Source organism: Streptomyces sp. LUP47B (assembly GCF_001746295.1).
Taxonomy (GTDB): domain Bacteria; phylum Actinomycetota; class Actinomycetes; order Streptomycetales; family Streptomycetaceae; genus Streptomyces.
Window position 1 is genome coordinate 501,087 of record NZ_MJAH01000001.1, and the last position, 20,586, is coordinate 521,672.

The following is a 20,586-nucleotide window of genomic DNA, read 5'->3' on the forward strand; positions in this document are numbered from 1 at the left end:
ATCGGAAAGGCGTCTGCCTGGTCCGTCCTGTGCACCGGGTGCGGGCCGTGCAGAGGGATGGAGTTCAGGAGGTGGTGCGGATCAGGCCTTCCTGGACGACGGTCGCGAGGTGGACTCCGCCGGCGGTGAAGAACCGGCCGGTGGCGAGACCGCGGCCGGACTCGGCGGCGACGGCCTCCTGGGCGTACAGGAGCCAGCCGTCCATTGGGCCGGGCCGGTGGAACCACATCGCGTGGTCGAGGCTGGCGGTGACGAGTCCCGGCCGGGCCCAGGCCAGGCCGAGCACCCGCAGGACGGGTTCGAGGATCGTGTAGTCGCAGACGTAGGCGAGCGCGGCGAGATCGCGCTGGGCGTCGGTCAGCCCGTCCACGGGCCCCAGCTTCTCGAACGGTCGTACCCACACGGCCTGTTGGGGTACTTGCTCGCCCTCGATCGTGAGGTAGACGGGCCCGGGAACGTGTCGCATGTCGAAGCTGCGGCCGCCGCTCCAGTACGCGCGCGACGCGTCCGTCATCGTCCCCCGAGGCGCCTCGGAAGCTGTGCCGGAGAGGTACGACGCCGAGCTGGGCAGCTCCTCGGGGGCCGGGACACCCACGGGCGGCTGGGCACTGTATGTCGCCGAACCAGGCTCGCCCGCCGCGAAGTTGGCGAGACAGACGTAGACCGGCTTGCCGTTCTGGAAGCCGCGGACCTGCCGGGTGGCGTAGCCGCGGCCGTCGCGCAGCAGCTCCACCTCGTAGCGGACCTCGGCGCCGATGTCGACCGGCCGCAGGAAGTAGGAGTGAGTCGAGTGCAGCGTCTTGCCCTCGACCGACCTCATGGCGGCGGCCGCGGCCTGGGCGACCATGTCGCCGCCGTACGCCTTGGGCCAGGGGCAGGGCTGGGTGGTCGCGGTGAAGGCACGGTCGTAGTGCTCGGGCTCGGCGGGCTTCAGCGTGACCGCCGCGGCGAAGAGCGCGGACGTCGGCTCCGTCCCGGCCTTCATCGGTTCAGCCAGTCGCGCAGGTCGGCGTCTGCGACGTCGGCCAGGTTGACGACGATGTTCTCCGGCGTACGGGTGGTCATCCAGGTCAAGGGCTTGGAACGCGAGAGGTTGCACTCGATGTGCGGCATGAACGGCGGTACGAAGACCCAGTCGCCCTCCGCCATGTCGACGTAGTCCTCGAACTTCTCGCCGAAGTAGATGCGCGCCCGGCCCGACAGGACGTAACCGCCGGTCTCCGCCTCGCCGTGGTGGTGGGTCACCGAGCGGTAGCCGGGCTCGTTGCGCACCTTTCCGAACCACAGCCTGGTGGCCGGGGTGTGCTGGACGGAGACGCCGGAGACGCGGCTCGCGCCGGCGGACTGGCCGGTGGCGCCGACTTCGAGGCCGCCACGGGTCACGACCGGGACGACCAGGCCGGACGGGTCGGCGTACATCGAGTTGTCGCCCTCCAGTACGTACTTGGAGAGATCGGGTTCCATGGTCAGCTCCTGGGGTCGGTGAGGCGGATGCGGTTGCGGAGGGTGCCGATGCCGGGGATCTCGGTCTCCAGGAGATCGCCGTCGGCGAGAAAGACCGGCGGTGTCATGCCCATCCCCACACCACCGGGGGTGCCGGTCAGGACGATGTCGCCGGGGCGCAGGGTGGTGAAGGCGGAGACGTAGCCGAGCAGATCCGCCGCGTCGAACACGAGGGTGCGGGTGTTGCCGCGCTGGCGTTCGGCTCCGTTGACGCGGCAGATCACCTCGACGCCCGCGACCGGGTCGAGTTCGTCGGGGGTGACGAGCAGCGGGCCGAGCGGGGTGGTCCGGTCCCATGCCTTGCCCTGGAACCACTGCAGGGTGCGCCGCTGCCAGTCCCGCACGCTGACGTCGTTGGCGACGGTGTAGCCCGCGATGGAGCGTGCGGCCAGGTCCCGGTCCGCGCCGCTGAGTTCGGCGCCGACGACGACCGCGAGTTCCGCTTCCCAGTCCACGTCGAGGCCCTTGGGAAGGACCAGGTCGTCCTCGGGGCCCGTCAGCGTGTCGGCGTACTTGGCGAAGAGCGTGGGGTGGGCCGGCAGCTCACGACCCATCTCGGTGATGTGGTCGGCGTAGTTGAGGCCACAGCACACGACCTTGCGCGGCGACGGCAGCGGCAGCACCGGTACGGCGCCGGGCAGCTCGGCCCCGGCGAGGTCCGCGAAGCGATCGGGCGCCGTGGTGGCCAGCAGCGTGGAGAGGTCGTCGGCCGGCAGGGCCCGCCAGCGGCCGCCGTCGAGGACGGCGGCCGTACGACGGCCGCGATGGGCCACGGTGGCGAGCTTCATCGGAGTTCTCCCGGGGGCTTCGGAGCAGCTTTATAGCGAGATTTTCACGATCGTCGAAAACAGTCAATAGATGAGCTACGCTGACCGCACCCACCCCGTCCCAGGAGGTACGCGCACATGGCTCCGATCCCGGTGAACCCGCCCTCGCTCCCCGTACCGAGCGGCTACTCGCACGGCACCCTGAGCGGAAACACGCTCCATCTGGGCGGACAGACCGCGCTCGACAAGAACATGCGGATCGTCCCCGGCGGCATCGTCGAGCAGTTCCGGCAGGCTTTCGACAACGTCCTCACCACGCTGCGTGCCGCCGGCGGGATCCCCGAGGACCTGGTGAGCATCACGCTCTTCCTCACCGACGTCCCCGACTACCAGGCCCATGGCAAGGAGATCGGGAAGGTCTGGCGCGAGCTCGCGGGCCAGGTCTACCCGGCGATGGCCGGCATCGGCACCACCGCGCTCTGGCAGCCGGAGGCGATGATCGAGATCCTCGGCGTCGCGGTGATTCCGGACGAACGGCTGATCCGCCCGGAGAGCTGAGAAATCCGACGTCAGGGGCCGGTCACACGGGCATCCGAGCCGACCCCGACGCACCTAGGCACCAGGCACCAGGCACCAACGCGGGAACGACATGACGAACGTCGCGTACGGCATCGCCGAGAGGCCGCGCCGAGTCGTGTCCCGGACGAACCACGAACCGGCCACCCGCCCCGGGCATGGACCGGGTGGTCCCGGGATGCGATCCCCCCACGCAACCCTGCCCCGGCGCGACAGCGGGTGGGACAGGAGTCGCCGACCGCCCCTGTCCCACCCGCACCCTCGCCCGGCCTCCGGCGCGTACGGCGGCCGCCGGGAATCAGGGCCGCCCGGCCTCGACGATCTTCTCGGCGAGAAGGGCCGGGTTGCTGAGCATCACCTCGTGGCTGCCGGGCATCTGGACCAGCCGGTACATCCCGAGGCGGCCGGACATACGCGGGTGCCAGGCCCACTCCCCCGGTGGGAGAGCGATGTCCTCGGTGCCGTTCAGGTAGGACCTCGGCGTCTCGAGGGCGTAGAACCGGGTCAGATCGAGCTTGTCCACGAACGGCTGGAACGGCTCCGACGACAACTGCTCGTACGTGCTCCTGGCGGTGTCGAGATCGACGTCCTGGATGAACGCCTCCCGCCAGATCGGGAACGGCATCGTCACGGTGTTGTCGTCGGACGCCGCCGCCAGCTGCGTGAACAGAGCGCGGTAGTGCGGGGGAACCTCGTCGAGCAGGCAGTTGCCCGGCTGGGGCACGAACGCGTTCCAGAAGATCAGTCTGCTGATCAGGTCGGGGATCTCCTCCGCGACCCTGGCGATCACGGTGCCGCCGAAGGAATGGCCGAGCAGGACGATGTCACTGAGGCTCTCGTCCTTGACGAAACCGACGATCGAGGCCACGCAGTCGTCGTGGTCCACCGCCTTGTCGACGCCCTTTCCGTGGCCGGCGATCGTCGGTCCGTACGCGGTGTGGCCCAGCTCCTCGAGTCTGTCGATCACCGGCTTCCACAGGGCGCCGTCGTGCCAGGATCCGTGAACCAGGACGAAGGTGGTCATGGCAGCTCCTCTCCTCGTGCGCGAGCCCTCCTGGTCCGCGATGCCGCGAACCGGTCGCGCTTGTTGTCGCGCCACTGTGGAACGGCACGATCTGGTGCTCCAGCCCGAATACGCGGACACTGGCCACAGGACGCAGGTGAGTACAGATGCACATGACCCCTCGGGCGCGGACGCTCCTCGACACACGTGATCTCGCTGAGGCGCAGACGCGCGTCGCGGCCAGCTACTGCCCGCACGAGCTCACCGTGACCCGCCGGCCGGGGGAGTTCCATGCGGTGCAGACGGAGGCACTCCTCGGCGAGGTCGCCGTGCACCAGCTGTCCTACGGCGCCGACGTCGAGGTCGAACCGACCCCGCTCGGGAACTGGGTTCTGGTCTCCACGCCCCTGCGCGGTGCCCTGACGATCAGGTCGGGGCGGACGGAGCGGATGCTGACCGTCGGCGACTCGATGGCCATCGACCCGTACCGCCCGTTCGCTCTGAGCTGGGAGGAGGGCTGCCGACTGCAAACGGTCAGGCTGCCCCGTCACCTCGTGGACGAGGCCGGAGAGTCAGCCGGACTCGCGTCCGGCGGGACTGTCAGATTCGGACTGGGCGGACCGTTGACACCGGCGGCCGCCCGCAGTTGGCTCGCTGTCGTTGCTCTGCTCCGGCACGAGGCGACCGAACAGGGTGAGTTCACCCGCCACCCGCTGTTGACGTCGCAGCTCAACAGAATGCTGGCCGCGGCGCTCGTGGGCACCCACCCCGTGGTCGACACCGACGAAGGAGGCCGACCGGGCAGCGTACTGCCGCGCGGGCTGCGCAAGGTGATGGAACTCGTGGAGCGGGAACCCGAGGCCGAGCTCTCGATGGCGGTGCTGGCGGCAGCCGCCGCCTTGAGTCCGCGCACCCTTCAGGAGGGGTTCCGAAGGCATCTGGACATGACGCCGATGGAGTTCGTCCGCGACGTCCGGATGGCACGCGCGCACGAGGCGCTCGCCCAGGCCGACCCGCACAGCGGAACGAACGTGGCGCAGATCGCCTACCAGTGGGGCTTCGCGAACCTGGGCCGTTTCGCCCGCGACTACCGGCGCCGCTACGGTCAGCTGCCGTCGACGACTCTGCGGACCTGAGCCGCCATGCCCGCGGCGGGCGAAGCCGCCTTCCCGGGAAAAGTCGTCTACCGTCGCGGCTTCGCACCACGTCAGCGGAGGTCTTCGCGGCCCTCCGCAGGATGTTCAAGGCGTCCACGCTCAGCGGCGAAGACCGAAGATGCCTCGCAGGCGCGAACCGGCAACGGCGCCTGGGCGACGGCCATTCTGGCGCAGCCTCCCCAGCGACGTGCTGCGGCCACCGAATTGCACCGCAGCGGTCAGTATCCGCATCGGACAGCAAGGAGGCTTCTGTCGACGCTCACGGCGCACCGGCTGGTGTCGCACCGCCGGCCGCGAGCGCGTCCTGCGCAGTCAACGCGTCGAGCCAGCCCGACACCACCACCGCCAGCTCGCGATAACGCTCCAGGTGCAGGTAGTGCGACGAGCCTTCCCATTCCAGCGCGCGCGAGGCGGGATGACTGAACAGCGCCGTCTCCCACCCGGCGCGCCCTGGCAAAGCGGAGATCGACAGTACTGGGCAGGCGCGCCGGCGCAGGTACGCCTCGGCCTCGGGCGACGCGTGGAACATCCGCTCCGGGCCCCCCGCGAGGCCGTCATAGGCGGCCCAGAACGAGACGGGGTGCATGGCCTCGACACGCCGGGCCACCCAGGTCAGCAGGAATGACTGCATCACCGGTGAGGTGAAGAAGAAGTCCGGGAGCTTGGCTTTCTTGTCGAGGGACTGGGCACGTTCCGCCTCCCACAGATCGATCACGAACGGTGGCAGGGCGTACGCCGCGTCGAGCCCGATGACCGCCTGCACGCGGTCCGGGTGCTCAACCGCGAGATGGGCGGCGATCGCCCCGCCCAGCGAGTGACCCACCGGCACGAAACGCTGACAGCCGATCTGGTCGGCGATCGCGAGGGCGTCGTAGGCGAAGTCGGCGAGCGCGGACCCTGCGGAAGAGGTCGAGTGGCCGTGCCCACGCAGGTCGAACGACACGACGCGGTACCGGTCGCGAAGCAGCGGTACCACCCAGTTCCAGTCGTTCGAGTCGGTTCCGAGCCCATGGATCAGCATGAGGGTGACCGGCCCGGATCCCTCGTCGGTGAAGAAGATTCTCGCGTCGGCGTGCTCCAGGTACGGCATGAGTGAACTCCCTTGGATGGTGCACGTGTTGGTGACGGGTCGTCAGGCACGTGGTCGAGCGGGTCACGAAGTGAGCATGAGCGGGTGGCTGCACCGGGACGGGCGCAGGGTCACAACGGGGGCCGAGGCGGCCACCTCAGCCATGCGTTCTGTCAGCTGCTGCGGTACGCGAGCCGCCCTGCCACCACGGTGGCGGCAGGGGTGAGCCCGAACAGCTCGGCGTCCGGGCAGGTCAACGGGTCTGTGGAGTAGATCGCCAGGTCGGCCGGAGAACCGGGCACGAGCGTCCCGGTGGCTGGAGCGCCGAGCAACCGTGCTCCGGTGACGGTGTAGAGCCGTAGTGCTTCCGCCCGGCTGACGGCGTGTTCCGGGCCGAGCACTCCAGCCGGAGTCTCCCGGGTGGTCATACCGTGGATCGCACGCATGGGGTTGAGCGGACCGATGGGGTGATCGGTGCCGGCGCTGACCCAGGCGCCGGAGTCGACAAGCCCCCGCCAGGGGAACAGGGCGGCCGTCCGTTCCCGGCCCCACGCGCCGATCAGGGCTTGGCCGAGCCCGTCCAGCAACGCCTGCTGGGCGGTGATGTGCACGCCCATCGCTACGGCGTCGGCGATACGGTCGCCGATGAGGCCACCGTGTTCGATCACGAGCCTCCCTGCGGGAATGGGGCCGACCTGCTCGGAGGCATCGCGGATGGCGTCGAGGAGCAGGGCGATGCCTCGGTCGCCCATGACGTGGGTCCCGACCGGCCAGCCCCGTCGTACGCAGGTCGCCAACGCATGGGCGAGATCGTCGCGACTCCACTTGAGCTCGCCGTGGTAGTCGGGCCGGCCGGCGTAGGGCTGCTCCAGTGCCGCCGCCTCCGCACCGCCGTCGAGGATGAATTTCAAGCCCCACAGGCGCAGAAGTCCGTCGCCGATGCCCGGTTCGAACCCCTCCTCCTCAAGGGCGTCGAGGTAGGCGTCGATCGATCCCGCGGCCTCGATGGCCTCCCTCGGGGAGAAGATCATGGCGTGGCTGCGGACGGACAACTGCCCGGCGGCCTGCGCCTTCACGTAGGTGCGCCATTCCTGAGGGGTCACCGCTGGGTCGCGCACGGTACCGAGTCCATGGGCGGCGTACCGCGCCGCCGTCTGGGTCAGGGCCGCCACAAGGCCTTTCTCGGGAAGCGGGGGCAATACCCTCCGCGCGCGTACGAGCCCTCCGCCCTGCACCCAGCCGGTCGGATGGCCGGCTGGGTCGCGTGCGATGAAGCCGCCAGGCATGTCCGGAGTGTCCCGGTCGATGCCCGCCGCGCGCAGCCCGGTTGTGTTGAGCACTCCGTTGTGGCCGCCTCGCAGAACGAGCACCGGGTGGTCGGTGGTGGCGCCGTCGAGCTCGGTGGCAGTGGGAAGCCGGCGTTCGGCCAGCTGCAGTTCGTGCCAAGCGGCACCGGAGACGACCCACTGCCCGGGCGGAGTGCGTTCGGCTCGCTCGCGGACGAGACCGACGAGCTGGGAGATGTCGCGGGCTTCGGACACCGGAACCCCGAGAACGTCACAGGCCGTGAGCATCAGATGGTTGTGCGTGTCGACGAACGCAGGAAGCACCACCAGTCCCGGCTCGTCGAGGATGACGGTCTTCGGACCGCGCCAGGTGGCAAGCAGATCGCTTGCCCCGGCGGGTCCTGCCACGGCCGCGATCATGCCGTCGCGCACGGCGAGGGCGGTCACCGGCGCGGAAGCCGCCTCCATGGTCTGCACGGCACCCGCCAGTACCAGCAGATCCGCCGTCGGTTTCGTGACCATTTTCCCGGTCTCCTTCTACTGCCGCCTTCGGTATGGGCGGCTCACGTCGTCAGGTCTGCTGGGCGCGGGATAGGGAGCCGCGGGCAAAGGTCCGCCTGTCAGCTGAGTCTCTGGCGGAACGCTACGGCCGTCGCCGAGGCCTGGACTACCCACATTGCGCGGACGCTGGCCGACAAGCGCGACAGCCGGACGGGCTGGTCAGGTGACATGGAAGGCCCACGCCTTTGGAGACGGAGGGTGTGGGACACCGCGGTCTCCCCTGTCGTGTTCTTCGCGGTCCTGTGACCGGTCATCAGGATCGCCCGAACCTGGAGTTCGCCCGAGGACAGTACGCCGTCACGGCCGCTGAGGGGTTGAGCATCTCCTGGGCCGGCATCCGCGTGCAGCGCCCGTTGGGGCCGTACGCCACGCTGGCAGCCGCACACCAGGTTGTCGCCGTCGAACCGGCCCATGGACAGCGGGAAGAGCCCGAGCCGGCAGGCGCCGGCCAGGGCAACGGGCGTTCCCTTGGCCGTCGATGCCTGCCGCGCGCGACGGCCACACGAGCCGGACCCTGCCTCAGACGGCGATCGCCTCCACCTGGTCGGTGTCGATGTCACGCCGGGTCCGGTACCCGGCCGCGCGGGAGCGGCGTCATGCGCCTGATGCATCACAGGCCCGAACTTCCGGTGAAGTCCCTGGTCTTTACGCCCCTCGAAACGGATACGCATGCTGGCTGACATCACTCCGTTACGTCGGTCATGACCTTCATCGGCCCACGTCGTTCTCTGGGAGAGGCACCATGACAATGTCGTCCAGCGCCGCAGTGCCGCAGCTCGAAATCCCTGACGCCGAACTGGTGGGCCGCGCCACCAGCCTGGTTCCGCTGATCCGTGAATACGCCACACAAGGTTCCGAGGCGCGTCGGGTGGCCCCCGAGGTGATCAAGGCACTGGAGGACGCGGACGTCTTCCGTCTGCTCGTGCCCAACCGGTACGGCGGCCAGGGGGCGACGCTGCGCACCGCCGTCGAGGCCGTGGCGGAGGTGGCCCGTGGTGACGGCTCGACCGGGTGGATCGCCGCGCTGATGACCGTCGGCACGGGCTTCGCCTCGACTTCCTCCGCCCAGGCCCAGGAGGACATCTTCGGTGCGAACGCGAAAGCCAAGGTGTGCGGCGTCTTCTCCCCCGGCAGCAAGGCGGAGCGGGTCGACGGCGGCTACCTGGTCAGTGGCCGCTGGCCCTACGCCTCGGGTTCCTTCACCGCTGACTGGGGGTCTCTGGGCATACCCATCGAGGGCGGCGAGCTGGCGCTGGCGCTGATCCCGGCGGAGACCTGGACGATCGAACCGACCTGGTTCGTCGCCGGGATGCAGGGCACAGGCAGCGACACCATCGTGATCGAAGACCACTTCGTGCCCGATCACCGGATTCAGCCGGTCAAGGACATGTTCGAGGGACGCTATCTCACGCCGCACACCGATGAGCGCATGGCGTCGATGTCCTTCAACGCGGTCGCCGCCGCCATTCTCGTCGCACCGCAGATCGGTCTGGGCCGGCACGCACTGGAGATCACCCGGGCCAAACTCCCCCTCAAGCCGGTGGCCTACACCAGCTACCAGGAGGCCAGGCTCTCCCCCACCCACCAGATCGGCGTCGCCCACGCGGCCACCAAGCTGCACCTGGCCGAGCTGACGCTGAACCGCATATGCCTCGACCTCGACCGGGCCGCCGACGAGCGCCGGCTGCCCGACCTGGAGACCCGCGCCCGGATCCGCAATGACACGGGCGTGGTGGCCGAACTGGTCACAGACGCGATCGGCGCACTGCTGACCGCCAACGGCGCCGGTTCCTTCGCCGAGGTCAACGTGCTGAACCGCATCTGGCGGGACTCCGAGACCGCCGCCCGACATGCCCTCGTCACCCCCGAGATCGGCCGGGAGGCCTACGGCCGACTGCTGCTGGGCAACGAAGAACCGACGATCGCTCTGTGAGGACAGCGACCATGGAGAACACACCTGCCCTCACCGCGCAACAAGGCACCCCTGCCGCCACCGGCGACCCCGTGGACTACCGGCGCGCCCTCGGGCACGTCCCGACCAGTGTGGCGGTGGTCACCGCGAGCGCCAGGTCCGGGCCCGTCGGGATGACCGTCGGCTCCTTCACCTCGGTGTCGCTGGACCCGCCCCTCATCGCCTTCTTCGTCGACCGGTCCTCCAAGACCTGGCCGCGCCTCTACGAGGCGAGCCACTTCGGCGTCAACGTGCTCGGGCACGGCCACAGCGAGCTGTGCAAGGCGTTCTCCCGGCGCAGCGAGGACCGCTTCCTCGACGTGGACTGGCACCTGTCGGCTCGCGGCCTGCCCCTCCTGGACGAGGCGATCGTCACCATGGAATGCACGAGGTTCAAGGTCGACCTCATCGGCGATCACTACCAGGTGGTAGGCCGCGTCGAGTCGCTGGAACTGCGCGCCACTGATCCCCCGCTGATCTTCCTGCGCGGCGGCTTCCTGGACCTGAGCGCCTCGGGCACCGCGCCCGGACGCGACGAGGGGGACGGATGATCTACGAGCACGCCGAACTGCTCGTCCGCCCGGGGGCAGGCGGCCGGCTCGAAGCGGACTTCGCCACGGCCCGGCACCTGCTGCTGGAGACTTCCGGGTGCCGGTCCGCCGAACTGCTGCGCAGCGTCGACCAACCCGACACCTACCTGCTGCGCGTCGGGTGGGAACGACTCGAGGACCACACCGAGGTCTTCCCCGGAACGCCGCAGGCGAAAGCCTTCGCCGAGGCCGTCGCACCGCACTGTGTCGCCAGGCCCCGGGTCGTCCACTACGCGGCGCAGGAAGACGGCACGACCGCCGGGTGACCACCCGCGGCTGCCCACGGCCCGCGTCGCCTTCACTGCTTCAGCGCCTCGCTGCCCCACTGCCCCACTGCCCCACTGCCCCACTGCCCTTGAGCCTGAAGGCCCTCGTGCCCGACAGGCCGGCTCTGTTCGCACGCTGACGCGCGCTGCAGACGTTTCGAAAAAGACGAACAGGAGACACACCATGGGTCGCATCGTCATCAGCGGGGCCTCAGGAGACTTGGGGCACCGCGTCACCGACCTGCTTCTGGCCGCGGATCCGGCTGCCGAACTGACACTTGTGACGCGCACCCCGGAAAGGCTCGGCCGAAGCGAGACACAGCGGCTACGCGTCCGCCGGGGCGACTACCGGGACGCCGGTTCCCTGGACGCCGCGTACAGCGGCGGGGAGATTCTCTTCCTGATCAGCGGACTGAATCTCGGGCGAAGGGTTTCTGAGCACCGGAACGCGATTTCCGCGGCACAGCGGGCCGGTATCCGCCATATCGTGTACACCTCGGTGGGAGGCGTGCAGCCGAACAATCCCGCTCTGTCCTCCCAGGACCACTGTCAGACCGAGATCGATCTGCGAGCCTCCGGTCTGGCGTACACGATTCTCAGGAACTCCCTCTACTCCGAAATCGTGAGCAACGTTCTTGTGGCGCCCGGGGTGGAAACCGGTCTGCTCAGGCAGGCGACGGGCGACGGCTTCCTCGCGCCGGTCGCGAAGAGCGATGTCGCCAACTGCGCCGCCATGTGCCTGCTGCAGAACGAGCGGCACCCCGGCGCCGTCTACGAGATCACCGGCGGCGAGTTGCTGAATTTCCACGACATCGCGGCGATCGGTACCGAAGTCCACGGCGTCCCCGTCAAGTACGCGCCGGTCTCGGCCGAAGAACGCCTTGCGTTCTACGACTCCGTGGGGATTCCCCGGACCTACGACCCCGACATGCCGCCGAGCGCGGACGGGCACATGTGGGCCAGTGACGAGTTGGTATCCGCGGAAGTCGCGATTGCCGAGGGCTACCAAGCCGTCATGTCCCACCATGTGAAGCACATAACAGGCCAGGAACCTGTTTCTTTGCGCTCTGTGATGGAGCGTTGCAAGTCATTGCGCTACGACGAGATAGCCGCGCGGGTTTCATAGCACGCTACGCGCCGGGGTGCAGCCCGAGTGAGCCCGGCGTGGGGGCGCCCTGCACCTCACCAAAAGTAGAGGGCGAAGGTCTGCTTCCAGCATTCGACCCCGGCGCGGTCCCCCATGAAACGCGGGAAGCCGTCGAGATGGGCGTTGGGGTGTTCCCAGATCGGCTTGAGCCCGCCTGCCGGAGTGACGTCGGTGCGCATCGACCAACTGTCGAAGAACTGCTCCTCGGTGGGGCGGGGCCATCGCTGCCCGCGGCGCCCGATAATGGGGCAGGGTTCAGCCCAACTGGATGGAGCGCTTGGCGAGGCCGCCCCAGAAGCCGTCGATCACGGTCTTCTGGGTGTCGAGCTCGTCGGCTGCGGCCCCTAGGGTGACGAACAGCGGGGCGAAGTGCTCGGTGTGCGGGTGCGCGATACGGCCGGCGGGGGCAGCGTGTTGGAAGTCCAGCAGCGCGTCCAGATCGCCCGTGTCCAGGGCTTCGCGGCCCCAGGCGTCGAAGTCCCTGGACCAGTTGGGCGCCTCGTTCACCCCTGCGCCGATCATGATGCCGCGCAGGTTGTGGGTGAAGAACCCGCTGCCGATGATCAGCACGCCCTGGTCCCGGAGCGGGGCGAGTCGGCGGCCGAGCTCGAACAGGCCGTGCGGGTCGAGGGTCGGCATCGACATCTGCAGGACAGGAATGTCAGCCTCGGGGAACATCTCCTTGAGCGGCACGTATGCGCCGTGGTCCAAGCCTCGCTCCGGCGCGTCCGCGACCTTGCCGCCGAGCAGCCCGCGTACCTTCGCGGCCAGCTCCGGCGCGCCCGGCGCGGGATAGGCGACCTGGTAGTAGCGCTCGGGGAAGCCTCCGAAGTCGTAGGTCAGCGGCACCGTGGTCGTCGCGCCGAGCGTGGTGGGCGTGTCCTCCCAGTGCGCGGAGACCATGAGGATCGCCTCGGGCTTGGCGAGCGTCGCCGACCATGCCGCGAGCTGGCTGGTCCAGAGCGCGTCGTCGGCGAGCGGCGGAGCGCCGTGGCTCAGGTAGAGCGCGGGAGTCTTCACGATGGGTTCCTTCCCCTTCGGCTGGCGAAGTTGAATTTTGCAAATTAGGGCAGTTACGCCTGCTATTGCCGGCCGTAGCACACCCGGATGTGTCGGCCGGGCTGCCGAGCCTGGTGATGACAGGCCTCGGTGTGGGCACAAACTCCGATGCGTGTGCTGAGCGGTCTCGGCGACGGCCGAGGGCGAGACCGCTCGGCACGGCCGTTCGTCAGGCCGCTGGGATCTCAGCGGTGACCGTGAGGACCGCGCGGCCGAGGATGTGGCTGGCGATGTTGAAGCCGAGGTAGGCCGGGGTGGCTTCCGCCGGGACACCGATGGATTCGACGTCGAGGGCGTGGACCGCGATGAAGTAGCGGTGCGTGCCATGTCCGGCGGGTGGGGCGGCTCCGATGAAGCGGGCGGCGCGGGCGTCGTTGGGCAGTTGGAAGGCGCCCTCGGGCAGGCCCGAGCCGGTGTCGTCGCCCGCACCCTCGGGCAGCTCGGTGACGCCGGCCGGGATGTCGACCACGGCCCAGTGCCAGAAGCCGGAGCCGGTGGGGGCGTCGGGGTCGTACACCGTCACGGCGTAGCTCTTCGTGCCCTCGGGGGCGCCGCTCCAGGACAGCTGCGGGGAGACGTCCTTGCCGCCGGGCACGCCGAAGGCGCCGGAGAACTGCTCGGCGGCCCAGGCGGCGCCATCGGCGACGGTGGTGCTGGTGACGATGAAGGTCGCTGCCTCCGGTAGGCGGGCGAAGGGGTCGTTGGCGCTCATCGCGTCTTTTCCTTTCGGGGTATTACGGGATTACTGTCGGGCGGTGGCCGTGATGCGGCCGTAGCCCAGGATGTGGCGGCTCAGGGTGAAGGCGGCCCCGGCGGGCGTGCTGGTGGCGGGCAGGACCGGACTCGGGGTCTCGAGGGCCTACATAGTGATCCGGTAGCGGCGAGTGATGTCGTGGGCCGGCGGGCACGGGCCTATGGGTCCGGAGCCGCCGGCGTCGTTCGGGGACGTCAGCACCCCGACCACGCAGAATCCTCATGGTGGCCTGCGCGGACACGGGGCCGGTTCATCGGGTCGAGCAACCGTGGGCGCAACACCGTTGCCGCGACCCCGCCTCCTCGCGGCTTGCGGCGCCCCGGGCGGGCGGGGCCACCCCTGACCCGTCCCGCGCAAGCACGTGGATAACGGTGTACGGCGAGGCGATTGAGCTGGGATCGTTCGCGGACCTCAGCCGCCGTGCCACGCAGCTGAGTCCGCGACGTCGCACAGATCGCGACGGCTTCTGCATGCGATGGTGGATGGATTTCTGGCGGGCGGTTGTCCGGCGCCGGATGGTGGCCGCGGGGGTCAGCTGGCGTCAGGCTGCATTTTCGGTGGTTGGGGGTTCATGATCGGGGAGCTGGTGCCCCTCCGTGGCCCTGGCACCAACATTGATCCAAAACCCAAATCAGCCCGTGGCTGACACATTTGGGGACTACTGGCCGGGGTGCAGCCCGAGTGAGCCCGGTGTGGGGGCGCCCTGTACCTCGCCGAAGTAGAGGGCGAAGGTCTGCTTCCAGCGTTCGACCTCGGCGCGGTCCGCCATGAAACGCGGGAAGCCGTCGAGATGGGCGTTGGGGTATTCCCAGATCGGCTTGAGCCCGCCTGCCGGAGTGACGTCGGTGCGCACCGACCAACCGTCGAAGGACTGCTCCTGCACGGCGCGGGAGAGCTGCCAGTTGAGGTAGAGCTTGGCCGCGGCGGGGTGCTTGGCGCGGGCGAGGATCGCCGCCCGCTGCCCCCAGGCCATGAACGGGTGGCCGTTTGGCGCAGCCCACTTCACGCTGGGCGCGATGGGCCCGGTCAGCGAGCCGGCGCCACCGATTCCGACCAGCTTCTGCTTGCCTGCGACGGAGACGATCGGGGTGAAGCTGCCGCGGCCGAACTCGACGTTCTGTGCGGCGAGTCGGCGTACCCAGTCCCAGCCGTACGCCTCCGTGTAGAGCTTGTAGAGGTACAGGACCGCGTCGTCGTCGTGCGGGTAGGTGGAGGAGATGGCACCCTTCCACCGCGGGTCGGCCAAGGCCCGCGGTGTGGCGGGGGCGTCGCTGCCGAGGGTTTGGTCGTACATGTAGCTGAAGGCGAAGACCGCGATGCTCACCCATGCGCCGTCCGGGTCCCTGAACTGGGGGTACAGCGCGGAGAAGCCGGCCGGCCTGTACCGCTGGAGCACGCCCATGGCCTTCCACCGGGCGAAGTCCTGCACGGTCTGCAGTTGCACCACGTCGGGGACGAGCGTGTCCGTGGCGAGTTGGTTGTCGATGCGTACGTCGTGGTACTTGCTGTAGTCGACGACCATGGTGAGCTTGATGTCCGGGAACTGCGAGACAAACGCCTGCTTTGTTGCGTCCTGCTGGTCAGGGAGGTCGCCGCCGGCGTAGATGACGAGTTCGCCGCCCTCACGCCTGGCGTCCGCGTACAGCTCGTCGAGCGACTTCTTCTCTTCCCGCACGTGACTGCCGGGCCGGAACGCCGAGTTCGCGGTGCCCCCGGTTGCCGCGGCGGCGCTTCCGGTGATCGACGCGCCCAGTGCCGTCGCGCCCAGTGCGGCACCCGCGCCGCCGATTATCCGCCGCCTGCTGAATGAGGTCATGGGACCGAGCCCTTCAAGGTGACTGAGATTTCAAGTAACTGGTGGCGACACTACGACCGATCTACTTGAGGCGTCAAGTATTGCGCGTCACACCGGCCTCTCCCCCGCCACCCGCACGGGCCGGACAGGGCTGTCGTATCGTCGGTGCGATGGAACAGGTGCCGTGGTTGACTGCGCGTGAAGAGCGGGTGTGGCGGCTCTTCACGGCCGTGCTCTTCCTGCTGCCCGACGAGGTCGAGGCGCAGCTGCAGCGTGACGCCGGCCTGACGCACTTCGGGTACGGGGTCCTCTCTGCACTGTCGGAGGCACCGGCGCGGGCCATGCGCATGACCGACCTGGCGTCGATGGCCCGCGGCTCTCAATCGCGGCTGTCCCATCAAGTGGCGAGCCTGGAGCGCCGGGGATGGGTCCGCCGCGAGCGTGCCGCCGAGGACGGACGGGGCAGCGTCGCCGTACTGACCGACGCGGGATATGCCAAGGTGGCGGCCATCGCCCCGGGGCATGTGGCGGCGGTGCGCTCGGCGGTCTTCGACGCGCTCAGTCCCCGGCAGCTCGATGAGCTGGAGGGGATCTGCACAGCGCTGCTGCGGTCCGAGATTCGTGAAGATCCGGGCGATGACCCTGCCTCGGGCAGACAGGCCCTCGTTGGTCATCGTGGTCATCTCGAAGATGACGCTGACAGTTCCCGAGCTTGTCCTCAGGATGAGGACATCAGCGCGTCCGCCGAGACTCAGACCGGCGAGGACCTCACCGCCGACTTGGCCCGGATATCCGACGCCCGCAGCGCTGTCGACTTCACCGAACTCCAGCTCATCGACCGTGCCCGCGCCCAGGGGCAGACCTGGGAACAGATCGCCTCTGCGCTCGGCATGCCCGACCGCCGTCAGGCCCAGACCCGGTTCCGTCGGCTGCGCGAGCGGTGGCCCGAGTACGTACCGATGTCTGCAGCATCGCGATAGATCAAGTGCCTGACTCGCGACGTTTCACGCCTGCTGGGGAACCGTGGGCTGTCAGGCATGGATCGGGTCAGCCTTCTCCGCGACCTTCCACGGGGAGTCGCTGCTGCGGCACATGCGTGTCTGACGAGCGCGACGGGTCAGGGGTCGAGCAGCGCAAGGACCCGGGTCCCGAGCAGGTCGACACCGAGGTCCTCGCTCAGGCCGTGCGGGGTACCGAACTCCACCCTGCTCAATGAGTCGGCGAGCCTGAACGGCGACCTGCTCGGCCGTGCCGGAGAAGGCGAACATATCGAGCAACTCGTCCGGGATGAGCGCTCCCGCGTCGGCCGCTTTCCCTTGGGCGAGGGGGGCCTTCACGCGGGCCAGCCCCCCTCCCATACCTCTGCTGTATGGATGAGGAAAACTTTTGATATTTGCCAGATGTCGTGGCCTGACTCAGTGTTGAGGAACAGCTGGAGCCCGCCCTCTTGGCGCGACACCGATCCACCGGGACCGTTTCACCGGGAGGGCTCCGCGAGAAAGGAGTCCCGCGATGGTCGAGGTCACAGTGGATTTCGCCCGGTGCGACGCCAACGGCACCTGTGCGGCACTGATGCCGGACGTGTTCCGGATCGGTGAGAACGGCCTGCTCGAGCAGTTGACCACCGAAGTCGAAGACGCTCGTGCGGACGAGCTGGAGGAAGTCATCCTCTGCTGTCCGCTGGGGGCGATCTCACGCTCATGACCACGACACTGCCGCACTTCGAACCGTTCTCCCCGGATGCCCTCTCGCACCCGGGCGGCGCCCTGACCGAGGGCCCCCTCGCGCTCGGCTCGGCCGGCTACACCGTCCTGAGCTTCGAGCTCGCGACCTCCGTGCTGCGCGACAAGCGATTCCAGAACGCCGCGCTCAAGCTGATGGAGGACTTCGGCATCACCGACGGTCCGGTGCACGACTTTCGTGCCCACAGCCTGCTCATGGCCGACGGCCCGCGTCACCTCCGGCTGCGCACGCCGCTGGCCCGTTTCATGGGACCGGCGACCGTCGAGAACATCCGCGGCGCCCTGCGCCGGATCATCCAGGACCTCGCCGCCGACCTCGACCCGTCCGCGCCGGTCGACTTCCACGGTGCCGTCGACCGGCGTCTGCCCGCGCGGGTGTACTGCCACCTCGCCGGCGCATCGGTCGAGGACGCCCCCAAGGTCGCGAGCCTCTCGGAGCGGACGCTGTCGCTGCTGAACCGCGACCCGGGCCTCACACCGGTGATCGTCGGCGCGTACGACGAGTTGTTCGCCTACCTGGAGAACCTGGTCGCGCGCAAGCGTGCACAGGGCCTGGGCGACGACATGCTCTCGTTCCTGGTCGCGCAGCACGCCTCCGGCAAGCTCTCCGAGAAGGAGCTCTTCAACGAGGCGGCCGCCATGCTCGAGGCGAGTTCCGTCAACACCACGCACCAGACGGGTTTGGTCGTATGGACGCTGTTGCGCGACCGGGCGGTCTGGCAGCGGCTGGTCGCGAATCCGGCGCTGATCCCGGCGGCGGTCGTCGAGGTGCTTCGGCTGTATCCCCGGCCCGGCGTCATCAGCAGGATCGCGACCGAGGACGTCGAGCTGAACGGGACCGTCGTTCCCGCCGGTTCGGACGTGCACGTGGCGGTGTGGTCGGCCAACCGCGACCCGGCGCGCTTCGACAGCCCGTCGGACTTCGTGCTCGAACGTGAGCGCAACCAGCCGCTGACCTTCAGCACCGGCAGCCACAACTGCCTCGGACAAGGGCTCGCGAAGGTCGAGATGGAAGAGGTCGTCACCTTCCTGGTCGAGCACTTCCCTTACGCCGTCGTGGTCGAGGAGGACACCGAGATCGGGCAGGCCGGCGGCCGGTGGCTCGTAAAGTCGCTCACCGTCGACCTCAAGTCGTAGGCGGGGCGTGATGACGGACACCGAAGGGTCACTGACGGAACGTCTGGCCGCACACTGGGCCGGCCTGCCGTTCGACGAGATCCCGGCCGAGGTCGTCGGACGGGTCAAGGACAACATCCTGGACACGCTGGCGGTGGCGCTCGCCGGGGTGCGCACCGAGGAGGCGCGGCGAGTCAGGGCCGCCCTGACCAGCGTGCAGCAGACCGGGGCGGGCAGCCTCGTCTGGGGGACACCGTTCCTGCTCCCGCCGTCACACGCCGCCCTCGCGAACGGGACGTCGGCGCACGCGCGCGACTTCGACGACGGAGGCGGACCGGGCCACGCGGGCTCCACCGTGCTGCCGGCGGCCCTCGCCGTCGGCGAGGCGACCGATGCCGACGGGCGGGCGCTGATCGCGGCGACGATCGCCGGGTACGACATCGGCTACCGGACCCTGCAGGCGCTCGGCGGCTTCGCCGCGCACACCGACCGGGGCTGGCACTCCAGCGGCACCATGGGCAGCTTCGCCGCTGCCGCCGCCGGCGCGAAGGCCCTGGGCCTGGACGCCGAGCGCTTCGCCGACGCGCTCGGCATCGCTGGATCGTTCACGGGCGGCGTCTGGGCGTTCATCGACGACGGCGCGTGGACCAAGCGGATCCATCCCGGCAAGGCCGGGGAGACGGGTGTCGACGCGGCGCTGCTCGCGCGCGCCGGGATCACCGGCCCACGGCACATCTTCGAGGCCGAGTGGGGCGGCCTGTTCGCCGTCTACAACGGCGGGCAGGGACACCCGGAGCAGGCACTGCACGACCTCGGCGCCGACTTCAACGTCGCGACCGCGTACATCAAGCCCTACGCCTGCTGCCGCGGAAGCCACTCCACGATCGACACAGTGCTCGCTCTCATCCAGGAGCGGGACGTCAAGCCCGAACATGTGCGGCACATCTCGATCACAGCAGGGGAGACAGCGGTGAACATGCTGTCGATCGACCCCATCCACACGGTGTTCGACGCACAGTTCAGCCTCCCGTACGCCGTGACGATCGCTCTGCACAACAGGAGCGTCGGGCTTGACCAGTTCGACCCGCCCCGCATCGACGAGCCCGGCATCCGCGCCACGTTCCAGAAGATCTCGATGCACGTCGACAGCAGCATCCAACTGGAGGACGGGCCGCGGCTGGCGGTGGAGTTCATGGACGGCGAGACGGTGACACTCCCCGCCGGCAACCCCACCACCGCCAAGGGGTCGGCGCAGAACCCGCTCTCCCACGCGGAGGTCGTGGACAAGGCGGAGGCAGTGCTCGCGCCCTACGGACACGAGGTCGCACGAGACCTGGTGCGTGCGGTGGAGAACCTGGACGACGCTCCGGACCTGTCGGAGCTCCTGCGCGCTCTTCGCGTAGGAAGACAAGGAGAATGACATGGTCACGAGCGAGGGGGCGCGAACGGTCGAGCGGACCGAGGTCATCGCGTCCGAGCCGACGGAGGCCTTGGCGGCCGCGCTGGACATCGAGATCCCGCACGCGGCGGGAGACCCGGTACCCCCGCTGTGGCACTGGACCTACCTGCTGGAGCGTGGCCCGGAACGCGAGCTCGGCGAGGACGGCCATCCGGCGACGGGAATCCCCGCGCCTCCCGGCCCGGGACGCCGACGGATGTTCGGCGGCGGCCGGGTGACGACGCTGGGCCGCCTCGTGATCGGGCAGCCCGCGACCAAGGTGACCTCGGTCAAGCGATCCGTCGACAAGGTGGGCAGGACCGGGCCACTGACGCTGACGACCGTCCTCCAGGAAATCTTCCAGGACGGCGAACTGGTGATCCGGGAGGAACAGGACATCGTCTACCGCGCTCCCGGCTCCGGTGCGCTGCCGCCGCCGCCCGCGACGACGACGCCCCCGGCGGGGCCGGCGCTGGCCCTCGCGGTCGACGAGCGGCTGCTGTTCCGGTTCTCGGCGCTGACCTACAACGCGCACCGCATCCACTACGACCTGGACTGGTGCAGGCGGGAGGGGTACGACGGTCTCGTCATCCACGGGCCCCTGCTGGCGCTCATGACGGGCGAGCACCTCCGCCGCCAGGGCATCGATCTGCGGGGCCGCACCTTCGGCTACCGGTTCGTCTCTCCGCTGACCAAACCGCAGACCATCACGGTCGTCCCCGGCGCGGACGGGCTGGAGCGCGGTGCCGAGGCACGCGGCGCCGACGGAACCGTCGCCGCCGTGAGCACCCTCACGGAGGTCTGAG

General features: G+C 69.3%; 20 protein-coding genes and 1 pseudogene. 11 read left to right on the top strand and 10 right to left on the bottom strand.

The window, feature by feature from the left end; translation table 11 throughout:
- Nucleotides 1–64 precede the first annotated feature (64 nt).
- From BFN33_RS02230 to BFN33_RS02240, 3 genes are read right to left on the bottom strand one after another with little or no spacing between them, the layout of a single operon-like run.
- Nucleotides 65–985 carry an acyl-CoA thioesterase II gene (locus tag BFN33_RS02230; protein WP_069758117.1) on the bottom strand — a complete coding sequence of 307 codons (921 nt, stop codon included), beginning with the start codon at nt 983–985 and terminating at the stop codon, nt 65–67.
- Nucleotides 982–1,464 (bottom strand): cupin domain-containing protein, encoded by a 483-nt coding sequence (locus BFN33_RS02235; protein WP_069758118.1) that lies wholly within the window; start codon nt 1,462–1,464, stop codon nt 982–984. Before BFN33_RS02235 ends, BFN33_RS02230 begins: the two co-directional genes overlap by 4 nt.
- Nucleotides 1,465–1,466: 2 nt before the next feature.
- On the bottom strand, nt 1,467–2,291 hold the full coding sequence (locus tag BFN33_RS02240) for a fumarylacetoacetate hydrolase family protein (RefSeq protein ID WP_069758119.1): 825 nt from the start codon (nt 2,289–2,291) through the stop codon (nt 1,467–1,469).
- Between the two features lie 117 nt (nt 2,292–2,408).
- Between BFN33_RS02240 and BFN33_RS02245 the strand changes: the two genes are divergently transcribed.
- The gene (locus BFN33_RS02245) at nt 2,409–2,828 is read left to right on the top strand and encodes a RidA family protein (RefSeq protein WP_069758120.1); all 420 of its coding nucleotides are present in this window, start codon (nt 2,409–2,411) and stop codon (nt 2,826–2,828) included.
- A 316-nt stretch (nt 2,829–3,144) separates the two neighbouring features.
- Here the strand turns inward: BFN33_RS02245 and BFN33_RS02250 are convergent, their stop codons facing one another.
- Complete coding sequence (locus tag BFN33_RS02250; protein ID WP_069758121.1) at nt 3,145–3,870, bottom strand: alpha/beta fold hydrolase; 726 nt, start codon at nt 3,868–3,870, stop codon at nt 3,145–3,147.
- A 146-nt stretch (nt 3,871–4,016) separates the two neighbouring features.
- Here BFN33_RS02250 and BFN33_RS02255 point away from each other — a divergent pair, with 146 nt between their 5' ends.
- Nucleotides 4,017–4,985 (top strand): AraC family transcriptional regulator, encoded by a 969-nt coding sequence (locus tag BFN33_RS02255; RefSeq protein WP_069758122.1) that lies wholly within the window; start codon nt 4,017–4,019, stop codon nt 4,983–4,985.
- 280 nt (nt 4,986–5,265) lie between these two features.
- On the opposite strand, the gene BFN33_RS02260 is transcribed toward BFN33_RS02255, so the two are convergent.
- Together BFN33_RS02260 and BFN33_RS02265 are read right to left on the bottom strand one after the other, a co-directional pair.
- The gene (locus tag BFN33_RS02260; protein WP_069758123.1) at nt 5,266–6,096 is read right to left on the bottom strand and encodes an alpha/beta fold hydrolase; all 831 of its coding nucleotides are present in this window, start codon (nt 6,094–6,096) and stop codon (nt 5,266–5,268) included.
- Between the two features lie 152 nt (nt 6,097–6,248).
- On the bottom strand, nt 6,249–7,883 hold the full coding sequence (locus BFN33_RS02265) for an amidohydrolase (RefSeq protein ID WP_069758124.1): 1,635 nt from the start codon (nt 7,881–7,883) through the stop codon (nt 6,249–6,251).
- Between the two features lie 781 nt (nt 7,884–8,664).
- On the opposite strand from BFN33_RS02265, the gene BFN33_RS02270 reads away from it, so the two are divergent.
- From BFN33_RS02270 to BFN33_RS02285, 4 genes are all read left to right on the top strand, one after another.
- Nucleotides 8,665–9,855, top strand: a complete 1,191-nt coding sequence (locus BFN33_RS02270; protein WP_069758125.1) for an acyl-CoA dehydrogenase family protein — start codon at nt 8,665–8,667, stop codon at nt 9,853–9,855.
- Nucleotides 9,856–9,866: 11 nt separating this feature from the next.
- Nucleotides 9,867–10,424 (top strand): flavin reductase family protein, encoded by a 558-nt coding sequence (locus BFN33_RS02275; protein ID WP_069758126.1) that lies wholly within the window; start codon nt 9,867–9,869, stop codon nt 10,422–10,424.
- Nucleotides 10,421–10,729 (top strand): antibiotic biosynthesis monooxygenase, encoded by a 309-nt coding sequence (locus BFN33_RS02280; RefSeq protein WP_069758127.1) that lies wholly within the window; start codon nt 10,421–10,423, stop codon nt 10,727–10,729. The genes BFN33_RS02275 and BFN33_RS02280 overlap by 4 nt, the downstream gene beginning before the upstream one ends.
- 184 nt (nt 10,730–10,913) lie before the next feature.
- Nucleotides 10,914–11,855 carry an SDR family oxidoreductase gene (locus BFN33_RS02285; protein WP_069758128.1) on the top strand — a complete coding sequence of 314 codons (942 nt, stop codon included), beginning with the start codon at nt 10,914–10,916 and terminating at the stop codon, nt 11,853–11,855.
- Nucleotides 11,856–11,859: 4 nt separating this feature from the next.
- Here BFN33_RS02285 and BFN33_RS49250 read toward each other — a convergent pair.
- The 4 genes and pseudogenes from BFN33_RS49250 to BFN33_RS02300 all read right to left on the bottom strand — a co-directional run.
- Nucleotides 11,860–12,070: pseudogene (locus tag BFN33_RS49250) on the bottom strand (ABC transporter substrate-binding protein); the annotation flags it as partial.
- Nucleotides 12,071–12,131: 61 nt separating this feature from the next.
- Nucleotides 12,132–12,899 carry a dioxygenase gene (locus tag BFN33_RS02290; protein WP_069758904.1) on the bottom strand — a complete coding sequence of 256 codons (768 nt, stop codon included), beginning with the start codon at nt 12,897–12,899 and terminating at the stop codon, nt 12,132–12,134.
- 205 nt (nt 12,900–13,104) lie between these two features.
- Nucleotides 13,105–13,647: a YbhB/YbcL family Raf kinase inhibitor-like protein gene (locus tag BFN33_RS02295; RefSeq protein ID WP_069758129.1), complete on the bottom strand. Its 543-nt coding sequence runs from the start codon at nt 13,645–13,647 to the stop codon at nt 13,105–13,107.
- Nucleotides 13,648–14,347: 700 nt separating this feature from the next.
- The gene (locus BFN33_RS02300) at nt 14,348–15,505 is read right to left on the bottom strand and encodes an ABC transporter substrate-binding protein (RefSeq protein ID WP_069758130.1); all 1,158 of its coding nucleotides are present in this window, start codon (nt 15,503–15,505) and stop codon (nt 14,348–14,350) included.
- A 149-nt stretch (nt 15,506–15,654) separates the two neighbouring features.
- Between BFN33_RS02300 and BFN33_RS02305 the strand changes: the two genes are divergently transcribed.
- The 5 genes from BFN33_RS02305 to BFN33_RS02325 all read left to right on the top strand — a co-directional run bounded on the left by BFN33_RS02305 (nt 15,655) and on the right by BFN33_RS02325 (nt 20,585).
- Entirely contained in the window at nt 15,655–16,464 is an 810-nt protein-coding gene (locus tag BFN33_RS02305) for a MarR family winged helix-turn-helix transcriptional regulator (RefSeq protein ID WP_069758131.1), read from the top strand.
- A 532-nt stretch (nt 16,465–16,996) separates the two neighbouring features.
- Nucleotides 16,997–17,188 (top strand): ferredoxin, encoded by a 192-nt coding sequence (locus BFN33_RS02310; RefSeq protein ID WP_069758132.1) that lies wholly within the window; start codon nt 16,997–16,999, stop codon nt 17,186–17,188.
- Nucleotides 17,185–18,363: a cytochrome P450 gene (locus BFN33_RS02315; RefSeq protein ID WP_069758133.1), complete on the top strand. Its 1,179-nt coding sequence runs from the start codon at nt 17,185–17,187 to the stop codon at nt 18,361–18,363. The genes BFN33_RS02310 and BFN33_RS02315 overlap by 4 nt, the downstream gene beginning before the upstream one ends.
- Before the next feature lie 10 nt (nt 18,364–18,373).
- Nucleotides 18,374–19,762 (top strand): MmgE/PrpD family protein, encoded by a 1,389-nt coding sequence (locus BFN33_RS02320; protein WP_069758134.1) that lies wholly within the window; start codon nt 18,374–18,376, stop codon nt 19,760–19,762.
- A gap of 1 nt (nt 19,763) precedes the next feature.
- Nucleotides 19,764–20,585: a mesaconyl-C4 CoA hydratase gene (locus BFN33_RS02325; protein WP_069758135.1), complete on the top strand. Its 822-nt coding sequence runs from the start codon at nt 19,764–19,766 to the stop codon at nt 20,583–20,585.
- The last annotated feature ends 1 nt before the right edge of the window (nt 20,586 follow it).